20 protein-coding genes, 1 tRNA gene and 1 pseudogene are annotated in these 18,075 nt (G+C 66.2%); 6 read left to right on the forward strand and 16 right to left on the reverse strand.

Going from position 1 to position 18,075, the window contains the following annotated elements:
• Nucleotides 1-506, forward strand: a 506-nt coding sequence (locus ACTZWU_RS16190; protein ID WP_444738399.1) for an IS3 family transposase, incomplete at its 5' end; no start/stop codon positions are given.
• A gap of 154 nt (nt 507-660) precedes the next feature.
• Here the strand turns inward: ACTZWU_RS16190 and ACTZWU_RS16195 are convergent.
• Genes ACTZWU_RS16195 through ACTZWU_RS16235 form a run of 9 tightly spaced genes read right to left on the reverse strand, consistent with a single transcriptional unit; the run spans nt 661 to nt 7,503 of the window.
• Complete coding sequence (locus tag ACTZWU_RS16195) at nt 661-1,032, reverse strand: hypothetical protein (RefSeq protein ID WP_444738400.1); 372 nt, start codon at nt 1,030-1,032, stop codon at nt 661-663.
• Nucleotides 1,033-1,040: 8 nt separating this feature from the next.
• Nucleotides 1,041-2,102, reverse strand: a complete 1,062-nt coding sequence (gene flhB, locus ACTZWU_RS16200) for a flagellar type III secretion system protein FlhB (protein WP_444738401.1) — start codon at nt 2,100-2,102, stop codon at nt 1,041-1,043.
• A complete protein-coding gene (locus ACTZWU_RS16205; RefSeq protein ID WP_444738402.1) occupies nt 2,099-2,854 on the reverse strand; it encodes a flagellar biosynthetic protein FliR in 756 nt (251 codons plus the stop codon). The genes flhB and ACTZWU_RS16205 overlap by 4 nt, the downstream gene beginning before the upstream one ends.
• Complete coding sequence (locus ACTZWU_RS16210; protein ID WP_444738403.1) at nt 2,851-4,953, reverse strand: flagellar biosynthesis protein FlhA; 2,103 nt, start codon at nt 4,951-4,953, stop codon at nt 2,851-2,853. Before ACTZWU_RS16210 ends, ACTZWU_RS16205 begins: the two co-directional genes overlap by 4 nt.
• A complete protein-coding gene (locus tag ACTZWU_RS16215) occupies nt 4,950-5,237 on the reverse strand; it encodes a hypothetical protein (protein ID WP_444738404.1) in 288 nt (95 codons plus the stop codon). The genes ACTZWU_RS16210 and ACTZWU_RS16215 overlap by 4 nt, the downstream gene beginning before the upstream one ends.
• Nucleotides 5,234-6,100: a flagellar motor stator protein MotA gene (motA, locus tag ACTZWU_RS16220; RefSeq protein WP_444738405.1), complete on the reverse strand. Its 867-nt coding sequence runs from the start codon at nt 6,098-6,100 to the stop codon at nt 5,234-5,236. The genes ACTZWU_RS16215 and motA overlap by 4 nt, the downstream gene beginning before the upstream one ends.
• Before the next feature lie 11 nt (nt 6,101-6,111).
• Nucleotides 6,112-6,654 carry a MotE family protein gene (locus tag ACTZWU_RS16225; RefSeq protein ID WP_444738406.1) on the reverse strand — a complete coding sequence of 181 codons (543 nt, stop codon included), beginning with the start codon at nt 6,652-6,654 and terminating at the stop codon, nt 6,112-6,114.
• Nucleotides 6,647-7,033 carry a hypothetical protein gene (locus tag ACTZWU_RS16230; RefSeq protein ID WP_444738407.1) on the reverse strand — a complete coding sequence of 129 codons (387 nt, stop codon included), beginning with the start codon at nt 7,031-7,033 and terminating at the stop codon, nt 6,647-6,649. Before ACTZWU_RS16230 ends, ACTZWU_RS16225 begins: the two co-directional genes overlap by 8 nt.
• Entirely contained in the window at nt 7,030-7,503 is a 474-nt protein-coding gene (locus tag ACTZWU_RS16235; RefSeq protein WP_444738408.1) for a flagellar basal body-associated FliL family protein, read from the reverse strand. Before ACTZWU_RS16235 ends, ACTZWU_RS16230 begins: the two co-directional genes overlap by 4 nt.
• 116 nt (nt 7,504-7,619) lie before the next feature.
• Between ACTZWU_RS16235 and fliF the strand changes: the two genes are divergently transcribed.
• The 4 genes from fliF to fliP are packed head-to-tail and all read left to right on the forward strand — an operon-like array spanning nt 7,620 to nt 10,730.
• The gene (fliF, locus tag ACTZWU_RS16240; RefSeq protein ID WP_444738409.1) at nt 7,620-9,200 is read left to right on the forward strand and encodes a flagellar basal-body MS-ring/collar protein FliF; all 1,581 of its coding nucleotides are present in this window, start codon (nt 7,620-7,622) and stop codon (nt 9,198-9,200) included.
• An 8-nt stretch (nt 9,201-9,208) separates the two neighbouring features.
• Entirely contained in the window at nt 9,209-9,775 is a 567-nt protein-coding gene (locus ACTZWU_RS16245; RefSeq protein ID WP_444738410.1) for a hypothetical protein, read from the forward strand.
• Complete coding sequence (locus ACTZWU_RS16250; RefSeq protein WP_444738411.1) at nt 9,763-10,020, forward strand: FliM/FliN family flagellar motor switch protein; 258 nt, start codon at nt 9,763-9,765, stop codon at nt 10,018-10,020. The genes ACTZWU_RS16245 and ACTZWU_RS16250 overlap by 13 nt, the downstream gene beginning before the upstream one ends.
• Nucleotides 10,017-10,730, forward strand: coding sequence for a flagellar type III secretion system pore protein FliP (gene fliP / locus ACTZWU_RS16255; RefSeq protein WP_444738412.1), 714 nt, complete (start codon nt 10,017-10,019; stop codon nt 10,728-10,730). Before ACTZWU_RS16250 ends, fliP begins: the two co-directional genes overlap by 4 nt.
• A gap of 2 nt (nt 10,731-10,732) precedes the next feature.
• On the opposite strand, the gene dxs is transcribed toward fliP, so the two are convergent.
• The 6 genes from dxs to dapF all read right to left on the reverse strand — a co-directional run bounded on the left by dxs (nt 10,733) and on the right by dapF (nt 16,921).
• Nucleotides 10,733-12,649, reverse strand: coding sequence for a 1-deoxy-D-xylulose-5-phosphate synthase (gene dxs / locus ACTZWU_RS16260; protein WP_444738413.1), 1,917 nt, complete (start codon nt 12,647-12,649; stop codon nt 10,733-10,735).
• A 27-nt stretch (nt 12,650-12,676) separates the two neighbouring features.
• Nucleotides 12,677-13,540 carry a polyprenyl synthetase family protein gene (locus ACTZWU_RS16265; protein ID WP_444738414.1) on the reverse strand — a complete coding sequence of 288 codons (864 nt, stop codon included), beginning with the start codon at nt 13,538-13,540 and terminating at the stop codon, nt 12,677-12,679.
• The gene (locus ACTZWU_RS16270; protein ID WP_444738415.1) at nt 13,540-13,776 is read right to left on the reverse strand and encodes an exodeoxyribonuclease VII small subunit; all 237 of its coding nucleotides are present in this window, start codon (nt 13,774-13,776) and stop codon (nt 13,540-13,542) included. The genes ACTZWU_RS16265 and ACTZWU_RS16270 overlap by 1 nt, the downstream gene beginning before the upstream one ends.
• Nucleotides 13,773-14,693 (reverse strand): histone deacetylase family protein, encoded by a 921-nt coding sequence (locus ACTZWU_RS16275; protein ID WP_444738416.1) that lies wholly within the window; start codon nt 14,691-14,693, stop codon nt 13,773-13,775. Before ACTZWU_RS16275 ends, ACTZWU_RS16270 begins: the two co-directional genes overlap by 4 nt.
• A 147-nt stretch (nt 14,694-14,840) precedes the next feature.
• On the reverse strand, nt 14,841-16,094 hold the full coding sequence (gene mtaB / locus ACTZWU_RS16280) for a tRNA (N(6)-L-threonylcarbamoyladenosine(37)-C(2))-methylthiotransferase MtaB (RefSeq protein WP_444738417.1): 1,254 nt from the start codon (nt 16,092-16,094) through the stop codon (nt 14,841-14,843).
• Nucleotides 16,091-16,921: a diaminopimelate epimerase gene (gene dapF, locus ACTZWU_RS16285; protein WP_444738418.1), complete on the reverse strand. Its 831-nt coding sequence runs from the start codon at nt 16,919-16,921 to the stop codon at nt 16,091-16,093. The genes mtaB and dapF overlap by 4 nt, the downstream gene beginning before the upstream one ends.
• A gap of 94 nt (nt 16,922-17,015) precedes the next feature.
• Here dapF and ACTZWU_RS16290 point away from each other — a divergent pair.
• Nucleotides 17,016-17,091 (forward strand) — tRNA-Lys (locus tag ACTZWU_RS16290).
• An 835-nt stretch (nt 17,092-17,926) separates the two neighbouring features.
• Here the strand turns inward: ACTZWU_RS16290 and ACTZWU_RS16295 are convergent.
• Nucleotides 17,927-18,075, reverse strand: a pseudogene (locus ACTZWU_RS16295) (IS3 family transposase); the annotation flags it as partial.

The raw sequence follows: 18,075 nt of genomic DNA on the forward strand, positions 1-18,075 counted from the left end.
CCCCCAGCCGGCCCAATCAGGTCTGGGCGATGGACATCACCTACATTCCGATGGCGCGGGGCTTCATCTATCTGGCTGCCATGCTGGACTGGTTCACGCGGCGCGTCCTGGCATGGCGGGTGTCGATCACGCTGGAGGCCGACTTCTGCATAGAAGCTGTGGAGGAGGCGCTCGCACGTCACGGCACGCCCGAGATCTTCAATACCGATCAGGGCAGCCAGTTCACCTCGAGCGACCTCATCAAGGTGCTGGCCGCCCGCCAAATCAAGATCAGCATGGATGGGAAAGGGGCCTGGCGCGATAATGTCTTCGTCGAGAGACTGTGGCGGACCATCAAATATGAGGAGGTCTATCTGCGGGCCTATACCAGCGTCTCAGAAGCCCGCGCCGGGATCAGCCGATATCTTGGCTTCTACAACAGCCGCCGCCCGCATTCATCGCTTGACGGAAGAACTCCCGATCAGGCCTACTTCAATCAGCCGATGCAGAAAGCGGCAGCGGCGTAACCGAGGCGGAAAACCACTTAGAAAATGCCCGGCAACTGGTCAGATCAACCGGACCACCTCTCGGGCTGTCCCCGACAATCCAATCGTGGCCGAGCAGCGGCTGAGACCCGAAAACCGAGGTTGCACCGCGCTACCGCCCCACGGCAAAGCCATCTCATTCAATCATCTGCCCCCTTTCCCGGCGCTGCCGCGCCGCGCTCAGCGCGTTCTCGGCCATCTCGGACAGAACCTCGGCCCGGCCGAATTCCCGGCCCGCGCGCTCGCGCATCTGTTCAAAGCGGGGCTGCATCCGCGCCAGTTCGGCCTGTGCCCGCGCCAGATCGCGTGCGGCACGCCCGGCCTGAGCATTCGCCATCCGCGCCTCTGCCACGCTCAGAGGGGCCTCGGCGGCGTAGCTTTGGGCCATCGCGGCACGCGACGCCTCGACCTGTTCATGCGCGGCCATCACATGCAGACGAAAGGCGGCCAGCTTCTTCAACTCCTGCTCGGCACGCAGCCGCGCGACACGCTCCAACGCGATCAACATGGCCGGCCTCACCACGCGCGCCTCGCCTTGGCGCGCATCTTTTCGGCAAAGCGGATCGCGGCGGCGACGGCGGCGAAATGCTCGCGCCGGACCTCGTCGCCGACGCGCACTGTGGCATGGATCGCCCGCGCGCAGGGTGGATCGGACCAGATCGGCACGTTGTTTTCGCGTGCCTTTTCGCGGATTCGTGCGGCGATCTCGTCCGTGCCCTTGGCCACGCAGACCGGCGCGCGCCCCGAGCCGCGCTGCCATTGCAGAGCGACCGCATAATGGGTCGGGTTGACGATCACGACATCCGCCTGCGCGACATCGGCCAGCATCTGCTTCATCGCCAGATCGACGGCGCGCTGCCGGCGCGCGGCCTTCATATGGGGATCCCCCTCGGAATCCTTCATCTCGTCCTGCATATCCTTGCGGCTCATGCGGTTCTTGCGGCGGTGATCGAACCACTTCCACGCGACATCGGGCACCGTGAACAGCGCCGAGACCGCCAGCCCCAGCAGCAGCACGCGCCCCAGCATGTCGCCCAGGGTCCAGGTCCAGGCCTCGCCCGTCATCGCCGAGGCGCCAATCCGGTCCAGAAGCGAGGCGAACAGGAACCAGCCGCCAAGGCAAACCAGCACCGCCTTGCCCACCGAGATCCCGAAGGTCACAAGGCCCGAAGCGCCGAATTTCTGCCCGGCATTCTTGACCGGGTTGATCCGGTTGAAGTCGAAAGCGAGTTTCTGCACCGAGAAGGCCCAACCCCGCTGGACGAACACGCTGGCGACGATGGCCATCAGCGGCACGCAGGCCAGGACGACGAAGGCCAGTCCCGCATGCTGTGCCAGCGTCTGGCCCAACCTGAAGACGCCGCCGACCGGCCAGCCCTCGGCGCCCATCGCCCGTGAGGCCATGCCAAGCCATTGCCTCACCGCAAAGCCAGCGATCATTGCAAAAGAAACCCAGGCGCCCAGATACATTGCCGCTGTCATCAGCTCGGTCGAGCGGGGAACATCGCCCTTTTCGCGCGCCTTTTGCAGCTTTTGCTCGGTCGGGTCGAACGGCTTGTCGTCCTTGTCGTCACTCATGGCGTCACCGGCAGCATGAAGCCCAGAACCCTGTCCGCCCAGATCGAGATCAGCAGCGGCGCCAGAATGGCAAGCGCGACCAGCGCAAGCAGGATCGAGATCGGAGCCCCGATAAAGATCACCGGCAGGCTGGGCATGACCCGGTTGATGACCCCGGACAGCGCCTGAAAGAGAAAGCCGCCGACCGTGAAGGGCGCGGCCAGCATCATCGCCAGCCAGAAGCTGTCGGCGACGATCCGTGCCCCGTTGCTCAGCACGTAGTCCGCATCGGGAAAGGCGCCGGGCGGCCAGATCCTGAGGCTGTCGGCAAGCAATTCGATGATCATCACCGGCAAGCCAAGCGCCATCAGCACCGCTAGCGCCGCAAGCTGGATCAGGTTGCCGACCGGATGGGGCGAGGTCTCGTTCTGTATACCCATGATCTGCGACAGCGAGGCCGTCGCTGCAATCGCCGTGGTCGCCACGTCAAGCGCCAGCGCCAGCAGGCGCAGGAAGGCGCCCGTCATGAACCCGATCGCCATCTGCGAGGCGATGTCGATCAGGATTGGCAAGGGCCCGTCGGGGATGGTGCGCGCGGGCACCAGATCACCCAGAAGAGGCGTGACCGCCAAAGCCAATGCCACACGCAGCCGCGCTGGCAGCATGCGTTCGCCCAAGGCAGGCAGGATCAGGATGCAAGCCTGCACCCGCGCATAGACAAGGACCAGGGTCCAATCGATCTGCGGGATGGCGGCAAGGACCTGCTGCATCATGCGGCGGCCTCGATCGTGGCCAGCAGGCGCAATTCGGCGCCGGGATCGACCTCTTCTAGACCCAGCACAGGCACCCCCAACCCATTGGCCCCCAGCACCGCGCGCACCATGCGTCTGCGATGATCGGGCGCGACGACGACGCAGCGCTCGGCCGGATCGACCGAGGCCAGTGCCTTGCGCGTCGCCTCGAGCAGCCGCGCCGAAAGGGCGGGCGTCATGGCGCCGCTGCCAGGGCGGCCGGTTTCGGCATCGGCGCGCACGAACTCGGCCTCCCATCCGGGATGCAACTGCAGCGCCGCGATCCGGCCGGCATCATCCGCGAATTGCTGCGTGATCTGGGCGCGCAGGCGCTTGCGAACCAGTTCATAGACCATCTCGGGCTGTTCGATGCTGCGGAATTCGCTGACCGCATCGACGATCATCGGCAGGGTCCGGATCGAGATCCGTTCGTCCAGAAGCGCCCTCAGGATCGCCAACAGCGTTTCAGGCGCGACCTTGTCGGGGATCGTGCTGTCGAAATACTTCCGATAGCGTTCGGCGCGGACGGGGTCCGACAGGCTTTTCAGCTCCTCGATCTGGCGTTGCAGCGCCGAGAGGTTCATCAGCGCCGAAAGGTTCGACTTGACCACCTCCATCAGGTGGGTCGACAGAACCTCCATCGGCGTGACGACGGTCGCGCCCAGCAAGGCCGCCTCCTCCTGATTGTCGGCGGCGATCCAGCGCGCGGGGCTGGAATAGACCGGCTCGCGGACGGCCATCCCGCCAAGCTGCGCAAGAAGCTGTTCCCCCCCAAGCGCGAGGATCTGGTCGTGGCGCAGGCTGCCACGGCCACGCACGACCCCCTGGACCCGGATCTGGTAATCGCCCGGCAGCAGGTCGTCGGTATCGGTGATGCGGACATCGGGCAGGATAAGCCCGTAGCTGCGGGCAACATGGATGCGCAGATTGGTGATCCGGCTGCCCAGCCCCCGGGCCTGATCCAGCGCGGCAAGGACCAGGTCGGTGCCGATCTCGACGCTGATCTCGTCGGTGTCCAGCACATCGCCGATCCTTGCGGCCGGGCGGCTGGCAGGTTCAGTCTCGGGCGAAGCATCATCGTCGGCCAGACCTTGGGCGGCGCGATGCCAGATCGCCCAGGCGACAGCCGCAAAGATCGAGGCCAGTACGAAAAAGATCGGTTTGGGCATGCCGGGCACGAGCCCGATCACCACCAGCGCAGCCGCGACCATCGCCGCGGGGCGCCAATTGCGCGCAAATTCGTGCGACAGAAGATGCGCGGTCGTCTCGGTCGCGCCACCGCGCGACAGCAGCAGCGCCGCCGCCATCGAGGTGATCAGCGCGGGGATCTGGCTGACCAGACCGTCGCCGATGGTCAGGTGCGAATAGGTCGAGGCGGCCTCGGCCACGGGCATGCCATGTACGAAGATGCCGACGCCCAGCCCGACCAGCAGGTTGATCAACGTGATCACGATACCCGCGATCGCATCGCCCTTGACGAATTTCGACGCACCGTCGAGAGAGCCGAAAAAGCTGATCTCGCGCTGCTCTTGCGCGCGGCGACGCTTGGCCTCCTGATGGTCGATCGCGCCCGCATTCAGATCGCCGTCGATCGCCAGCTGCTTGCCCGGCAGCGAATCCAGCGCGAAACGCGCGGCGACTTCGGCCATGCGGCCCGAGCCCTTGGTGATGACCATGAAGTTCACCACGGATATCACGGCAAACACCGTCAGTCCCACGAGGATCGAGCCCCCCGCCACGAATTTCGCGAAACCGTTGATCACCTGCCCGGCGGCCTGGGTGCCGTTATGCCCCTCAGTCAGGATCAGCCTGGTCGAAGAGACGTTCAGCGACAGCCTGATCACCAGACTGACCAGAAGCAGGACCGGAAAAGCCTGGAAATCCGTTGGCTTGTCAACCAGCGAGGCCATCACCAGCACCAAGGTCGCCGTGGCGATGGACAGCGCGATCCCGGCATCCAGCGCCGAGGCGGGCAAGGGCACCACCAGCGAGATGACGACGAGGACAAGCCCCCCCGTGATCAGAAGCGGCGCGTCCAGAAGTTTGTTCGACTTGCGCGAGATCGCAGCGACCGGCGTCATTCATCTGCCTTTCTGGCTGGTGTGGCGGGCCGCAGCAGGTCGCCGACGGGCCATGCGGCCCCGGTCAGCAGGCCCATCCGGCGCAGGTGCGCCAATGCAGCGACCCTGTCCGCGGGCTCCATCGCCAAGAGGCGCAGCCGATAATCCGAGGGCAGCCTGCCCTGTTCGAGCAGCCAGCCGGTCGCGTCCGCGATGAATGTCTCCAGCGGGTCGGTCGCTTCGGGCGCGGGGGCAGCGGCCGATAGGGCAAGCGTCAGCAGCAGGGCGGCCGAGGGCGCGATCATGCGGCCCTCTTGAGGTCGCGCAGGGCAGTCTCCAGCGTGTCGAAGCTGGGACGGCAATGTTCCGGGACAGCCTGCCGGCCCACCTCGACACAGAGCGTGGTCGCGTGCTGGTGCAGGCCCGCGACAAGGACGGACTTGATCACATCGTAAAAGCCCATGTCCTGCTTGACGACCGACCCAAGCCGGTTCGCCAGCGGTCCGACGAACCCGTAGGACAGGAAAACCCCCAGGAACGTGCCGACCAGCGCCCCGCCGATCATCTTGCCCAGCACCGGTGGCGGCTGGTCGATCGAACTCATCGTCTTGATCACGCCCAGAACGGCTGCGACGATCCCCAGGGCGGGCAAGGCGTCGGCCATGTTCTGCAGGGCGTGGGGCACATGCATCTCTTCCTCGCGCAGGGCGGCGATGCGGCGCGACAGCATGTCCTCGACCTGATAGGGATCGTCGTAGTTCAGGCTGGCCGAGCGCAGCGTGTCCGCGATCAGCGATGCGACATCATGATCCGCCGCCAGCCTGGGATAGGCCGAAAAGATCGACGATTCTTCGGGGTTCTCGATATGCTGTTCCAGGCCGACGGGGTTCTCGCGCGCCAGCTTGAGCAGCTGAAACAGCAGGCACAGCACGTCCTGATGGTCCTGCGCGGTCCATTTCGGCCCCTTGAAGGCACGCACGATGCTGGACAGCGTCGTCTTCAGCACATGGCTGTCATTTCCCAGCAGATAGGCACCGATCGCGGCACCCATGATCATCATCATCTCGAAAGGCAGGGCGTGCAGGATCACCCCCATCTTGCCGCCTGCCAGCAGGTAGCCCCCGAAGACCATGGCGATGGTGAAGACGATACCGACGATACCGAACATGTCTGGCCCCTCTAGCGGTTTCTGACGCTGCGTGCGCCCATTTGCGCAGTCAGCAGCGCGGCCTGGGCCGGCTCGACAGCGGCGATGATGCGTGCCCCGGTCGCGGGCTGCACGCGCATCAGGATCTCGGCCGCGAAATCGGGCGGCAGGTTGGTCAGGATCGCAGCGGCCTCGGCCGGTTTCATCTGGTCGTAGACCGCAATCAGGCGCTGGATGTCGTCGCGGATCGCGGCGGTGGCCCCGTCGCGGCGCGACCGCGTGCCGTTCTGCTGGCTGCGCAATTCGACCAGCCTTTCGCGCAACGTGGCCTCTGCCGCAGCGATATCGGCCTTGCGGGCGTCGAGCGCCTGCATGTAGCGCTCGATCCTCAGGGCGCGGTCGCGCAATTCGCCGGCAAGGGCAACGGCCTCGGGGACATCGCCGCAACCGCTGAGCAATTCGTCCTGGGCGGCGACAGCGGCAAAGAGGTCACGGACCTCGAACCGGGCGGCCATGGCGACGGCAACCGGCGCCGCAAAGACCAGCGCCAGAACGGGAAGGATGCGCCTAGCCATGGCTCACCTCCTGACGCTTGCGGCGGCGCCGCAGCAGCAGCTCGGTCTCGCCGGCGGGTGCGGGTGAGGGTGGCACCGGATCCGCGGGCGCCATCGCGGCGGCGGCGATCTTCTGCCGCAGATCCCACAAGGCGCGTTCACGGCGCGCGGCGGCAACCTCGTCGGCCAGCGATCGGCTAGCGGATGTGGCCTCTTCGCGGGCGGCACGGATGGCCTTTTCAACGCGGTCGACCTCGACGGCCATGACGGCGATAGCGCCGCCCAGCCCGGTTTCCAGATCGTTCAGACGGCGCAGCCTGCGCGCCAGCGTGACGCAGAAGACCGCAAGCCCGAGGCAGGCAAAGAGAAGGCCCCCCTGAAGAAGATGATCAATGCTCATTTGAAGCGGAACTCCGTGATGAGAAGGTCGCGCACGGGTTCTTCGCCCAGCACGAGGCGGGTGCGCGTAACAAGTTCGGCGCGGATCACCTCCAGCACGCCGCGCCGCTGATAGGCCGCCGGATCGACGCCCGAGAGAAAGGTCGTGAACAGGTCCGAGATGCGCGGCATCAGATGCTCGACCTGCGCGCGATGGGCGGCATCGGTCTCGATGGCGGCCTGCACGATCAGCGTACGGCTGTTCGGGCCAGGCACGATCACCTCGACGGGCGGGACATTGACGAACTCGACCGCCGGGATGGCGGCTTTGGCCGGCGTGGGCTCGCGATGAAGCAGATCCGAGGGCGACCAGAACCCGAGGAAGGTCGAGCCGAAGCCGCCCCCGCCAAGAGCCAGCGCCGCGATGATGGCAAGCAGCATGCCGCGCGATCGCGGCGGGTTGTCCTCGGGTTGGGCGATGGCGTCGGCCATGGTGATTCTCCGTCCTGATGGGACCGGAATACCAAGTTGCGACTAACCAATTCTTAAGCCCGGCCATGCCATGAAGGCTGAGACAGACAGAACGTGCTGATTCGAGAGGATGGGTTTTGCAAAAACTGCAGGACTACTGGAGCGAGCGAAGCTCGCAACAAAGGCTGCTTCTGGTGGCAGCATTCGCGGCGGCCTTCATGGCGGTCGCCTCGTTCGCCTGGCTGGTGAACCGGCCCGGCATGGCGCTGATCTATGGCGGGCTCGATTCGGCCCAGGCCGGCGAGGTGATCGCCGGGATCGAGCGCGCAGGCGTGCCCTATGAGGTGCGCGGCGATGCGATCTGGGTCGAGGCGACGCAGCGAGACCGGCTGCGGATGGATCTGGCCGCCCAGGGACTGCCCGCCGCCAGCAGCACGGGCTACGAGTTGCTGGACGGCATGACTGGCTTCGGCACGACCTCGCAGATGTTCGACGCAGCCTATTGGCGCGCGAAAGAGGGCGAACTGGCGCGCACGATCCTGGCCTTGCCGAATGTGCAGGCCGCGCGGGTCCATCTGGCGGTCGAAAGCGGGCGCGGCTATCGGCGCGACCAGAATGGCAGCGCCTCGGTCACGCTGACGACCTCGGGCGGGACGATCACCCGCGAACAGGCGGCGGCGCTGAAATATCTCGTCTCGTCCGGCGTGCCTGGCATGCAGCCCGACCGCGTGACGGTGATCGACACGCAGCGCGGCATCGTCGCCACCGGCGAGGATCAGTCCGGCGCTGACCGCGCGGCAGAGATCAAGCGCAATGTCGAGCGGATCCTGGAACCCCATGTCGGCATCGGCAACGCCATCGTCGAGCTGAACCTCGACCTGGTGACCGAGACCGAGCTGCTGACCGAACAGCGCTTCGATCCCGAACAGCGCGCGATGATCTCTCAGGTGACCGAGGAGACCTCGGATCAGAGCAACTCGACGGGCGCGGGGGCGGTCACGGCGGCCTCGAATCTGCCTGACACCCAGCAGCAACCGGGCGACAACAGCCAGAGCGCGCGGCAGGAAAACCGGCAGCAGCAGAATTTCGAAGTCAGCCGTGTGACGCGCGAAGTCTCGCGCCAGCCGGGGGCGACGCGTCGCATGACGGTTGCCGTTCTGGTCAATGGCGCGGCCCAGATCAATGCCCAGGGCGAGACGGTCTTTGTCCCGCGCCCCGAGCCGGAGCTTCAGGTGCTGCGCGAATTGGTGGCCTCGGCCGTGGGTTATGACGAGGCCCGGGGCGACCAGATCACCGTCAAGTCGCTGCCCTTCGTGGCGCTTGGCCAAGAGGGAACGCTTGCACGCCCCTCGCTGATCGATCGCCTCAACCTGGACAACCTGGCTCGGCTGGTGCTGATCGGGGTGTTCTTGCTGGCCGCCTTTCTGCTGCTGCTGCGCCCGATGCTGCGGAACCGCCCCGAGCCCGAGGCGCCGCGTCTGCTGCAGCTGGATGACAGCCCGCCGTTCCTCGCGCCGCTTGGCGGGATGATGGCCGACGATGTGCAGTTCAGCCCCAGCCCGATGCAGATCGAACCGATGCAGCCCATGTCCGCCGACCCGCTGCAACTGCCGCCCGCCGATCCGGTTTCGCGGCTGCGCGGGATGATGCGCGAACGACACGAGGAAAGCGTCAAGATCCTCGCCGGCTGGATCGCGGAAAAGGAGAAAGCGAATTGAGCCTTGCCATGTTCAAACTGGAATCCTTCTCTCGGCAGCCCGAGCAGATCACACCGGGCGAGCAGGTCTTTTCCCGCGACGCGGTCGATCAGGCCTATATGGACGGCTACGGCGCAGGACAGGCCGAAGCGCGCGAGGCGCAGCTGGCGGAATTGTCCCAGGCGATCGCGATGCTCGCGGCCAGCCTTGCCGATGACGAGGCGCGTCGCGCCGGATTGCGGACCGAGGCTGTCGCCCTGCTGCTGCCACTGCTGTCGCAGATCCTTGACGCGATGGCGCCTGCGGGCGTCTCGCACCGCCTCGAACAGGCGCTGGCCGCCGAACTGGCGCGGCTGGCCGATCGCGCGACACCCCTGCGTGCCCGCATCTCGTGCGGACCGGGCCTGACGGCGATGGTCCGCGAGTTGCTGGACCGCCACGGCCTCGACGCGATCGAGATTGGCCCAAGTCAATCGGCGCAGGTGGTCATCGCGCTGGAAGGCGGGCGGATCGAGCTGGACCCCGATCAGACCGCGTCCGAAATCGCAGCCCTCATCGCCGAGATCACCCAGGAGACCGCATCATGGACGCATTGAGAAGCCTGATCGACACCGATGGCATCCAGGTCGAGATCACGATCCGCCTTGGCCGCACCCGCCGCACGGTCGCCGAGCTGGCGCGCATGAAGCCCGACGACGTGCTGATGTTGGATCAGCCGATCGAGGACGGGGTCGAGATCTGCGTCGGCGACAAGGTCATCGCCCGAGGCGAGTTGACCGGCGACGAAAGCGGCGACGACAGGCTGTGCGTCCGCATTCTCGGCACGACGGGGCTGGCATGAGATCGGCCTTCCTGCTGCTGGCGCTGCTGATCCCCGGCACTGCGGCAGCGCAGGATCTGAGCGCCGGACTGGCCGAGGGCTTGGGCACGGGACTGGGTCAGAACGCCGTCCTGCTGCTGCTGGCGCTGACGGCACTGTCGCTTGCGCCTGCCCTTGCGATCATGGTGACGGCCTTTCCCTTCATCGTCACCGTCCTGTCGATCCTGCGGCAATCCATCGGACTGCAGCAAGCGCCGCCCAACATGCTGATCATCAGCCTCGCGCTGTTTCTGACGTGGTTCATCATGGACCCGGTCCTGCGGGACGCGTGGCAGGTGGCCGGGCAACCGCTTCAGGCCGGCGAGATCGGCATCGCCGACGCCTTCACCCGCGGGATCGAGCCATTCCGCCAGTTCATGATGGCGCGTACCAACCCCGCGACCCTCGCCGGACTGGCCGAGATCGCGCCCGGACAGGGCGGAGCCGAGGACCGGCTTTCGGTCCTTGTCCCCTCGTTCATGCTGTCCGAGATCCAGCGCGCCTTCGAAATCGGCTTTCTGATCGCCCTGCCCTTCCTGATCATCGATCTGGTGGTCTCGGCAGTGCTGATGTCGATGGGCATGATGATGCTGCCGCCAGTGGTGGTGTCGCTGCCCTTCAAACTGGCATTCTTCGTCGCGGTGGATGGCTGGACGCTGATCGCCGCCGCGCTCGTGCGAAGTTACCAATGAAATCAGGCGCGCTTTGTCTCCAGCGCCTCCACACCAAGGACAGACAGCACCTTTTCGACGATGTGCTGGGCATTCAGCTGCGAGGTGTCATACATCGCGACCGGCGCGTCGTGATCGACGAAGCTGTCGGGCAGCACCATCGAGCGGAAGCGCAGGCCCCGGTCGAACACCCCCTCATCGGCCAGCAATTGCGCGACATGGCTGCCAAAGCCGCCGACAGCGCCCTCTTCGATCGTGATCAGCGCGTCATGGCGCGCCGCCAGGTCGAGGATAAGGTCGCGGTCCAGCGGCTTGGCAAAGCGGGCATCCGCAACGGTCGGCTGGATGCCGCGTGCCGACAGCGACTCTCGCGCGGCCATGACTTCCGACAGGCGCGTGCCGAAGGACAGGATGGCGACGCCCTTGCCCTCGGCGATCATGCGACCCTTGCCGATGGGCAATACCTCACCACGTTCGGGCAGGTCCACGCCGGTCCCCTCGCCGCGCGGGAAGCGGAAGGCGATAGGACCGCTGTCATGGGCGGCGGCGGTCGCCACCATATGCATCAATTCGGCCTCGTCCGCGGCGGCCATGACGACGAAGCCGGGCAGGTTCGCAAGAAAGGCGATGTCATAGGCGCCCGCATGGGTCGGGCCGTCCTGACCCACCAGCCCGGCGCGGTCGATGGCAAAGCGCACCGGCAGGTTCTGGACCGCGACATCATGCACGATCTGGTCATAGCCCCGCTGCAGAAAGGTCGAGTAGATCGCGCAGAAGGGCTTCATGCCGCCTGCGGCCAGACCGGCGCAGAAGGTCACGGCATGCTGCTCGGCGATACCCACATCAAAGCAGCGGCGCGGAAAACGCTGCGCGAACTGCTTAAGCCCGGTCCCGTCGGGCATGGCGGCGGTCACGGCCAGAATACGCTCGTCACGGCTGGCCTCGTCGATCAGGGCCTGCGCAAACACCGAGGTATAGCTAGGCGCGTTCGATTTCGCCTTGGCCTGAACGCCGGTGATCACATCGAACTTGCCGGTCGCATGGCCGCGATCGGCGGCCTCTTCGGCAGGCGCGTAACCCTTGCCCTTTTTCGTGACCGCATGGATCAGGACCGGCCCCGTCGCGCGGGCCTTGACGGTCCGCAGAAGCGGCAGCAGCAGGTCCATGTCATGCCCGTCAACCGGTCCGACATAGGAAAAGCCCAGCTCCTCGAACATGGTTCCGCCGATGGTCATGCCCTTCAGCATTTCCTTGGCGCGGCGCGCGCCTTCCTGCAACGCCTCGGGCAACAGGCCCACCGCGCCCTTGGCCGCAGCCTTCAGTTCCTGGAACGGGCCGCCCGTATAAAGCCGCGTCAGATAGGACGACATGGCGCCGACCGCAGGCGCGATCGACATCTCGTTGTCGTTCAGGATCACGATCAGCCGCTTGCCCAGATCCCCGGCATTGTTCAGCGCCTCGTAGGCCATCCCCGCGCTCAGCGCGCCATCGCCGATCACCGCGATCGCATCGCCCGGATCGCCGCCCAGTTCGCGCGCCATCGCAAAACCCAACGCAGCCGAGATCGAGGTCGAGGAATGGCCCGCCCCGAACGGGTCATAGGGGCTTTCGGTGCGCTTGGTGAAGCCCGCCAGCCCGCCACCCTGACGCAGCGTCCGGATACGGTCGCGCCGCCCGGTCAGGATCTTGTGCGGATAGCATTGATGCCCGACATCCCAGATGATCTTGTCGCGCGGCGTGTCAAAGACCGCATGCAGCGCCACGGTCAGTTCGACCACGCCAAGCCCCGCGCCCAGATGCCCGCCGGTCACGCTGACCGCGCTGATGGTCTCGGTCCGCAACTCGTCGGCCAGTTGCCGCAGTTCGCGGTCGCTCAGGTCCTTGAGGTCCGAAGGCAGGCTCACCCGGTCCAGCAGCGGCGTCTTGGGTCGGTCTGTCATGGCTGGCCCCCTCCCGGGCGGGCGTTTTCAGGTGTCGCGCTCGATAACGAAGCGCGCCAGGGCGCGCAAGTTCCCCGCTGTCGCACCATATTGCGCCAAGGCAGCCTCGGCGGCGGTGACGTGGTCCTGCGCCGCGGCGCGCGCGCCTTCGAGTCCCAGCAGCGAAACAAAGGTCGCCTTGCCCGCCGCGTCGTCCTTGCCCACGCGCTTGCCGGTCCGCGCCTCGTCCCCGGTCACATCGAGGATGTCATCGGCGATCTGGAAGGCCAGCCCCATCTCGGCGGCGTAGCGGTCCAGCGCGGCGGGATCGTCCCCCGCCATCAAAGGCCCGGCCGTCGCGGCAAACCGGATCAAGGCCCCCGTCTTGCCGCCCTGAAGGCGCATCACCGCCGCCAGGTCCAGTGGTGTCAGGGCGGTCTCGGCCTCGATGTCCAGCGCCTGACCCCAGACCATCCCCTCGGCCCCGGCAGCCCGCGCCAGCGAGGCGACCAGCCGCAGCCGCGCCTCGGCCCCGCCAATCGCCGGATCGGCCAGCAGCCCGAAGGCCAGCGTCTGCAACGCATCGCCCGCAAGGATCGCCGTCGCCTCGGACCATTTCACATGCACGGTGGGCTGCCCCCGCCGCAGATCGTCGTCATCCATCGCGGGCAGATCGTCATGGACGAGAGAATAGGCGTGCAGCGCCTCGACCGCCGCCGCGACGGGCAGCGCGGCCTCATCGGCAACCCCGTGCAACCGCGCCGATTCCATCACCAGAAAGGCGCGCAGCCGCTTGCCGCCCGACACCGCATAGCGCATCGCATCGGCCAGGGCCCCGCCCGGCAATCCGTCGATCGCATGGTCCAGCGCGACCTGAACCTGCGCCTGCACGGCGCCCAGCCGATCCTGCATCACAATCCCTCGACCGGGTCCGTGCCGACTGGCTGGCCATTCGCGGCCAGGGTGATCTTTTCGACACGCTCCTCGGCCTCGCGCAGGCGCGCCTCGCAATGGGCACGCAGGGCGGCACCGCGCTCGTACAGCGCGATGGATTCTTCCAGCGAGGCCTCGCCGGTCTCCAGCTTGCCGACCGTGGCCTCAAGCTCGCGCATGGCCTCCTCGAACGAGAGGGTGTTGATATCGCTCATCCAGTGGCCTCCATCAGCGTCTTCACATGGGCACGGACAGACCGGCCCAAGGCGGGCAGATCATAGCCACCTTCCAGACAGGATACCACCGGTGCCCCACAACGCGCCGCCATGTCGCAGATATCGCGTGTCAGCAGGGCGAAATCCTCCTCGTCCCAGTCCAGACCGGCCAAAGGATCGGAACCATGCGCATCGAACCCGGCCGAGATCAGGACCAGCTCAGGCCGATGTGCAGCCACCGCCTCCAGCGCGTGTGCCCATTCGCGCCGCGCCAAGGCACCGTCACTGCCCTCGGGCAGCGGAATGTTCAGCACCTGCCCATGGGCGCCACTCTCGCTGGCCGCCCCGCTGCCGGGATAAAGCGGCATCTGGTGGCTCGAGACGAAGAACGCCCGTGCCTCATTCCACAGCAGATCCTGCGTTCCATTGCCGTGATGCACATCGAAATCCAGTACCGCGACACGCGTCAGACCGTGATGGTCCAGCGCCCGCTTCGCGGCGATGGCCACCGTGCCGAAAAGACAGAACCCCATTGCGGTCTCGCGTTCGGCGTGATGCCCCGGCGGACGCATGGCGACGAAGGCCGCGCGCGCCTCGCCCGCCAGAACGGCATCCACCGCCGCGCAAGCGCCGCCCACGGCGCGCAACGCCGCCTCCAACGAGCCCGGCGACTGCCAGGTATCGGCATCCAGCATCCGCACCCCTTCGACGGGCGCCCCCTCGCGCAAGCCCGCCAGATAGGATGGCGGGTGACAGCGAAGCACTTCCTCATCCGAACAAGGCTCGGCAACGCGCCGATCCAGCGCCAACCCCTCGAGCGCCCCAATCACGACAGCATGGCGCGCCACCTGCTCGGGATGCCCCTCGGGCGTCGCATGCCCGGCCGCCGCCTCGTGGCTGTAGACGATCACTCCCATCCGCGCATTCCTCCCGTTGGCGTCAAGCCTAGAAGCCCGTCCAGAGGGCCACAACCCCGCCCCTTTGCCTTGGTGAAAATATCCCGGGGGGAGTCCGCAGGACGGGGGGCAGCGCCCCCCTGCCCGGCCAGTCCGCCAGCGCAAGGCTCAGACCGTCAGGCGCTGTCCGTCATGCCCCACGATGCGCAGTTCCATCAACGCACCTTCGGGCTGATCCTCGGCAAAGGCGACCTCAGTGAACTGCTCGGTTCGGCCGAGGCGCGGCCCTTCGGTCAGCACGCGATGCGTGGCGCCCCTCTGCGCCTCCAGATGTGCGCGCAAAGCGGCATCGCCAGCCGCGCGCAAACGCGCGGCGCGGTCGCGGATGGCGGGGCCGGGAACGGCGGGCATACGGGCGGCGGGTGTGCCCTTGCGCGCCGAATAGGGGAAGACATGCAGGAAGGTCAGCCCGCATTCCTCGACCAGGTTCAGAGAATTCTCGAACATCGCCTCGGTCTCGGTCGGGAAACCGGCGATGATGTCGGCGCCAAAGACCATGTCTGGGCGCAGCCGCCGCGCCTCGTCGCAAAAGGCGATGGCATCGTCGCGCAGATGGCGGCGCTTCATCCGCTTCAGGATCATGTCGTCGCCCGCCTGCAACGACAGGTGCAGATGCGGCATCAGGCGCTTCTCGGTCGCAATGGCCAGCATCAGGTTCTCATCCGCCTCGATGGAATCGATCGAGGAAATCCGCAGCCTCGGCAGGTCCGGCACCAACCGCAGGATCCGCATGACCAGATCGCCCAGACGCGGCGTGCCGGGCAGGTCCGCGCCCCACGAGGTCAGGTCCACCCCGGTCAGCACGACCTCGTTGAAGCCGCGCCCGACCAGACGCTTGATCTGCTCGACCACGACGCCCGCCGGGACCGAGCGTGAATTGCCGCGCCCATAGGGGATGATGCAGAAGGTGCAGCGGTGGTCGCAGCCGTTCTGGACCTGCACATAGGCGCGGTGCCGCCCGAACCCGTCGATCAGATGGCCCGCGGTCTCGCGCACCGACATGATGTCGTCCACGACGACCTTTTCCGTCTGGCCAATCAGGTCGGGGGCGCGCAGGGACGCCCAGGTCTCGGGCTGCATCTTCTCGTGATTGCCGATGACCTTGGTGACCTCGGGCATGGCGGCAAAGGTCTCGGGCTCGGTCTGTGCGGCACAGCCGGTCACGATCACCGGCGCGCCCGGATTTTCGCGCGACAGGCGGCGGATCTCCTGGCGGGCCTTGCGGACGGCCTCGGCGGTGACGGCGCAGGTGTTGACGACGACCGCGCCTGACAGACCGGCGGCCTCGGCCATCTCGCGCATGGCCTCGGTCTCGTAGGCGTTCAGCCGGCACCCGAGCGTGGAAAAGACCGGTGCACTCATGCGGCAAGCCATTCGGGTGTCAGGCGCCCCTCGAAGACAAGGGCCGTCGGCCCCTCCATCCAGACGCCATCCTCGCGCCAGTCGATCATCAGCACACCGCCCGGCACCTCGACCCGGACGCGGCGATCCGTCAGGCCGCGCCGCGCCGCGGCCACCGCCGCAGCACAGGAACACGACCCCGAGGCCAGCGTCGGCCCGGTGCCGCGTTCCCAGATCCGCAGGCGGATCGCGTCGCGCGACAGCACCTGCACGATCTCGACATTGGTGCGCTGCGGGTAAAGCGGGTGATGCTCCATCTCTGGGCCGAAGGTCGCCAGATCGACCGAGGCGGCGTCATCGACGAAAAACGTCACATGCGGATTGCCCATCCCGGTCGCGACCGGATCGCCCGCGATGGGCAGGTGGTCGATATCGACCTCGCGCGCCAAGGGGATCGCGCGCCAGTCCAGCACCGGCGGCCCCATGTTCACGCGGGTCAGCCCGCCCCCGGCATCCTCGGCCAGCAGAACGCCGTGATCGGTGCGCAGACGCAGTCCCGCGACGCCGCGCTGGTCCATCAGCCAGCGCGCGATGCAGCGCGTCGCATTGCCGCAGGCCGCCGAGAAAGAGCCGTCGGCATTCCAGAAGACCAGCCGCGCATCGGCATCCGCGCAATCCTCGATCGCCGCCAGCTGGTCGAACCCGACGCCCCGGTTGCGGTCCGCGATACGCGTGACAAGGCCCGCGTCGGGCCGCGTCAGGCCACCGCGCAGGTCCAGAACCACGAAGTCGTTTCCAAGGCCGTGCATCTTGAGAAAGGGCAGGCCGGTTTCAGGGGGCTGTATCATGGCTGCGATATAGGCCCGGAGAAATGATTCCGCCAGCGCGTTCATTTTTCTGCTTGACGCCACCGGCCACCCCCCCTAGGAAGCGCCTCGTGTTGGGCCCATAGCTCAGTTGGTAGAGCAACTGACTTTTAATCAGTGGGTCACAGGTTCGAATCCTGTTGGGCTCACCACTGTATCCCTTTGTGACTAATCAGGATTAGTTTCCTTTTTAGCATGGTTTGCTTCCTTTTTCGTCAAGATAGCTTTCCTCTGGGGGAACCACGCCGAAAGAGCGGGGAAGACCGGGCGTCGCCAGATGCTGCCCTCTACTGCCGTGCGGTGCGCTTTGCGCAAATCTGACTGGGGAACCGCTATCCGAATCCAGAGCACTGGTTGTCGTCCGCAATGCGACAAGAGGTGACTGGACGGGCGCTCTTTGAATCAGCTCCAGTTCATCGCTGCCCAGGCCAACACATCAGCCTGACGTTTCCGGTGAGCCGGGAATGGAAGCCGCGAAGTGTCCGCTGACAATTTCGACGGGTTGTGCTATCGGACCTCATGATCTGAACGTTTTCCCTTTTCGCGCATAGCAGGGCCCCCGCCGTGCCCTGAAGTGTGCACAGACGAAAAGGAAAGCCGATGAAACCTCCCGTCCTTCCGCCCATTCAGGGCAAACGTTTCGACATCGAGGTTCTCCCCATCAAGTGCTCAGTCTTGCGGAGAGCGCCAGCAAAGGACCTACCTTTCTCCGCAGCGGCGGTCGCATTTCCTGGGTGGTCATGACTGAGACCGTCTTTAATGAAGTCTGGCCGGATTCGCGGCGCGCTTGGAGTACAGATGAGATGCCGTTTTGGGCTGAACGGCTGCTGCTTGAAGCTCTACGAACGGCGGCAGCCGACACATCAGGCGGGGAGGACTGACGAGACCGGTCGCCTCACCTAGGATGGGGACTAAACTGGTGCTGCAGACAACCGGGAATTTCCGACGGTTTGCCCTCCATTGACCTGCCCTCCGCTGGTCCCTCGTTCATAACGAGAGTCTGCGGGTATGGGATTTGTAATCCCAGGGTTCGGTTTGGGCAAGCGCGCCGGGCGCGGAGCCCCCAAATTGCTCAAGCGTCCGGCGCGCTTCTACAGGCGTCTGGTTCCCGAGCGATGAGTGCGGCCGAACACCTC

It is taken from the genome of Paracoccus sp. NSM (genome assembly GCF_052379855.1).
In the GTDB taxonomy this organism is placed as follows: Bacteria; Pseudomonadota; Alphaproteobacteria; order Rhodobacterales; family Rhodobacteraceae; genus Paracoccus.

Bases quoted from the DNA above. Each gene is read 5' to 3' on its own strand.
- ACTZWU_RS16195 (WP_444738400.1), bottom strand. From the start codon at position 1,032: ATGTTGATCGCGTTGGAGCGTGTCGCGCGGCTGCGTGCCGAGCAGGAG.
- flhB (WP_444738401.1), bottom strand. From the start codon at position 2,102: ATGAGTGACGACAAGGACGACAAGCCGTTCGACCCGACCGAGCAAAAG.
- ACTZWU_RS16205 (WP_444738402.1), bottom strand. From the start codon at position 2,854: ATGATGCAGCAGGTCCTTGCCGCCATCCCGCAGATCGATTGGACCCTG.
- ACTZWU_RS16210 (WP_444738403.1), bottom strand. From the start codon at position 4,953: ATGACGCCGGTCGCTGCGATCTCGCGCAAGTCGAACAAACTTCTGGAC.
- ACTZWU_RS16215 (WP_444738404.1), bottom strand. From the start codon at position 5,237: ATGATCGCGCCCTCGGCCGCCCTGCTGCTGACGCTTGCCCTATCGGCC.
- motA (WP_444738405.1), bottom strand. From the start codon at position 6,100: ATGTTCGGTATCGTCGGTATCGTCTTCACCATCGCCATGGTCTTCGGG.
- ACTZWU_RS16225 (WP_444738406.1), bottom strand. From the start codon at position 6,654: ATGGCTAGGCGCATCCTTCCCGTTCTGGCGCTGGTCTTTGCGGCGCCG.
- ACTZWU_RS16230 (WP_444738407.1), bottom strand. From the start codon at position 7,033: ATGAGCATTGATCATCTTCTTCAGGGGGGCCTTCTCTTTGCCTGCCTC.
- ACTZWU_RS16235 (WP_444738408.1), bottom strand. From the start codon at position 7,503: ATGGCCGACGCCATCGCCCAACCCGAGGACAACCCGCCGCGATCGCGC.
- ACTZWU_RS16245 (WP_444738410.1), top strand. From the start codon at position 9,209: ATGTTCAAACTGGAATCCTTCTCTCGGCAGCCCGAGCAGATCACACCG.
- ACTZWU_RS16250 (WP_444738411.1), top strand. From the start codon at position 9,763: ATGGACGCATTGAGAAGCCTGATCGACACCGATGGCATCCAGGTCGAG.
- fliP (WP_444738412.1), top strand. From the start codon at position 10,017: ATGAGATCGGCCTTCCTGCTGCTGGCGCTGCTGATCCCCGGCACTGCG.
- dxs (WP_444738413.1), bottom strand. From the start codon at position 12,649: ATGACAGACCGACCCAAGACGCCGCTGCTGGACCGGGTGAGCCTGCCT.
- ACTZWU_RS16265 (WP_444738414.1), bottom strand. From the start codon at position 13,540: ATGCAGGATCGGCTGGGCGCCGTGCAGGCGCAGGTTCAGGTCGCGCTG.
- ACTZWU_RS16270 (WP_444738415.1), bottom strand. From the start codon at position 13,776: ATGAGCGATATCAACACCCTCTCGTTCGAGGAGGCCATGCGCGAGCTT.
- ACTZWU_RS16275 (WP_444738416.1), bottom strand. From the start codon at position 14,693: ATGGGAGTGATCGTCTACAGCCACGAGGCGGCGGCCGGGCATGCGACG.
- mtaB (WP_444738417.1), bottom strand. From the start codon at position 16,094: ATGAGTGCACCGGTCTTTTCCACGCTCGGGTGCCGGCTGAACGCCTAC.
- dapF (WP_444738418.1), bottom strand. From the start codon at position 16,921: ATGATACAGCCCCCTGAAACCGGCCTGCCCTTTCTCAAGATGCACGGC.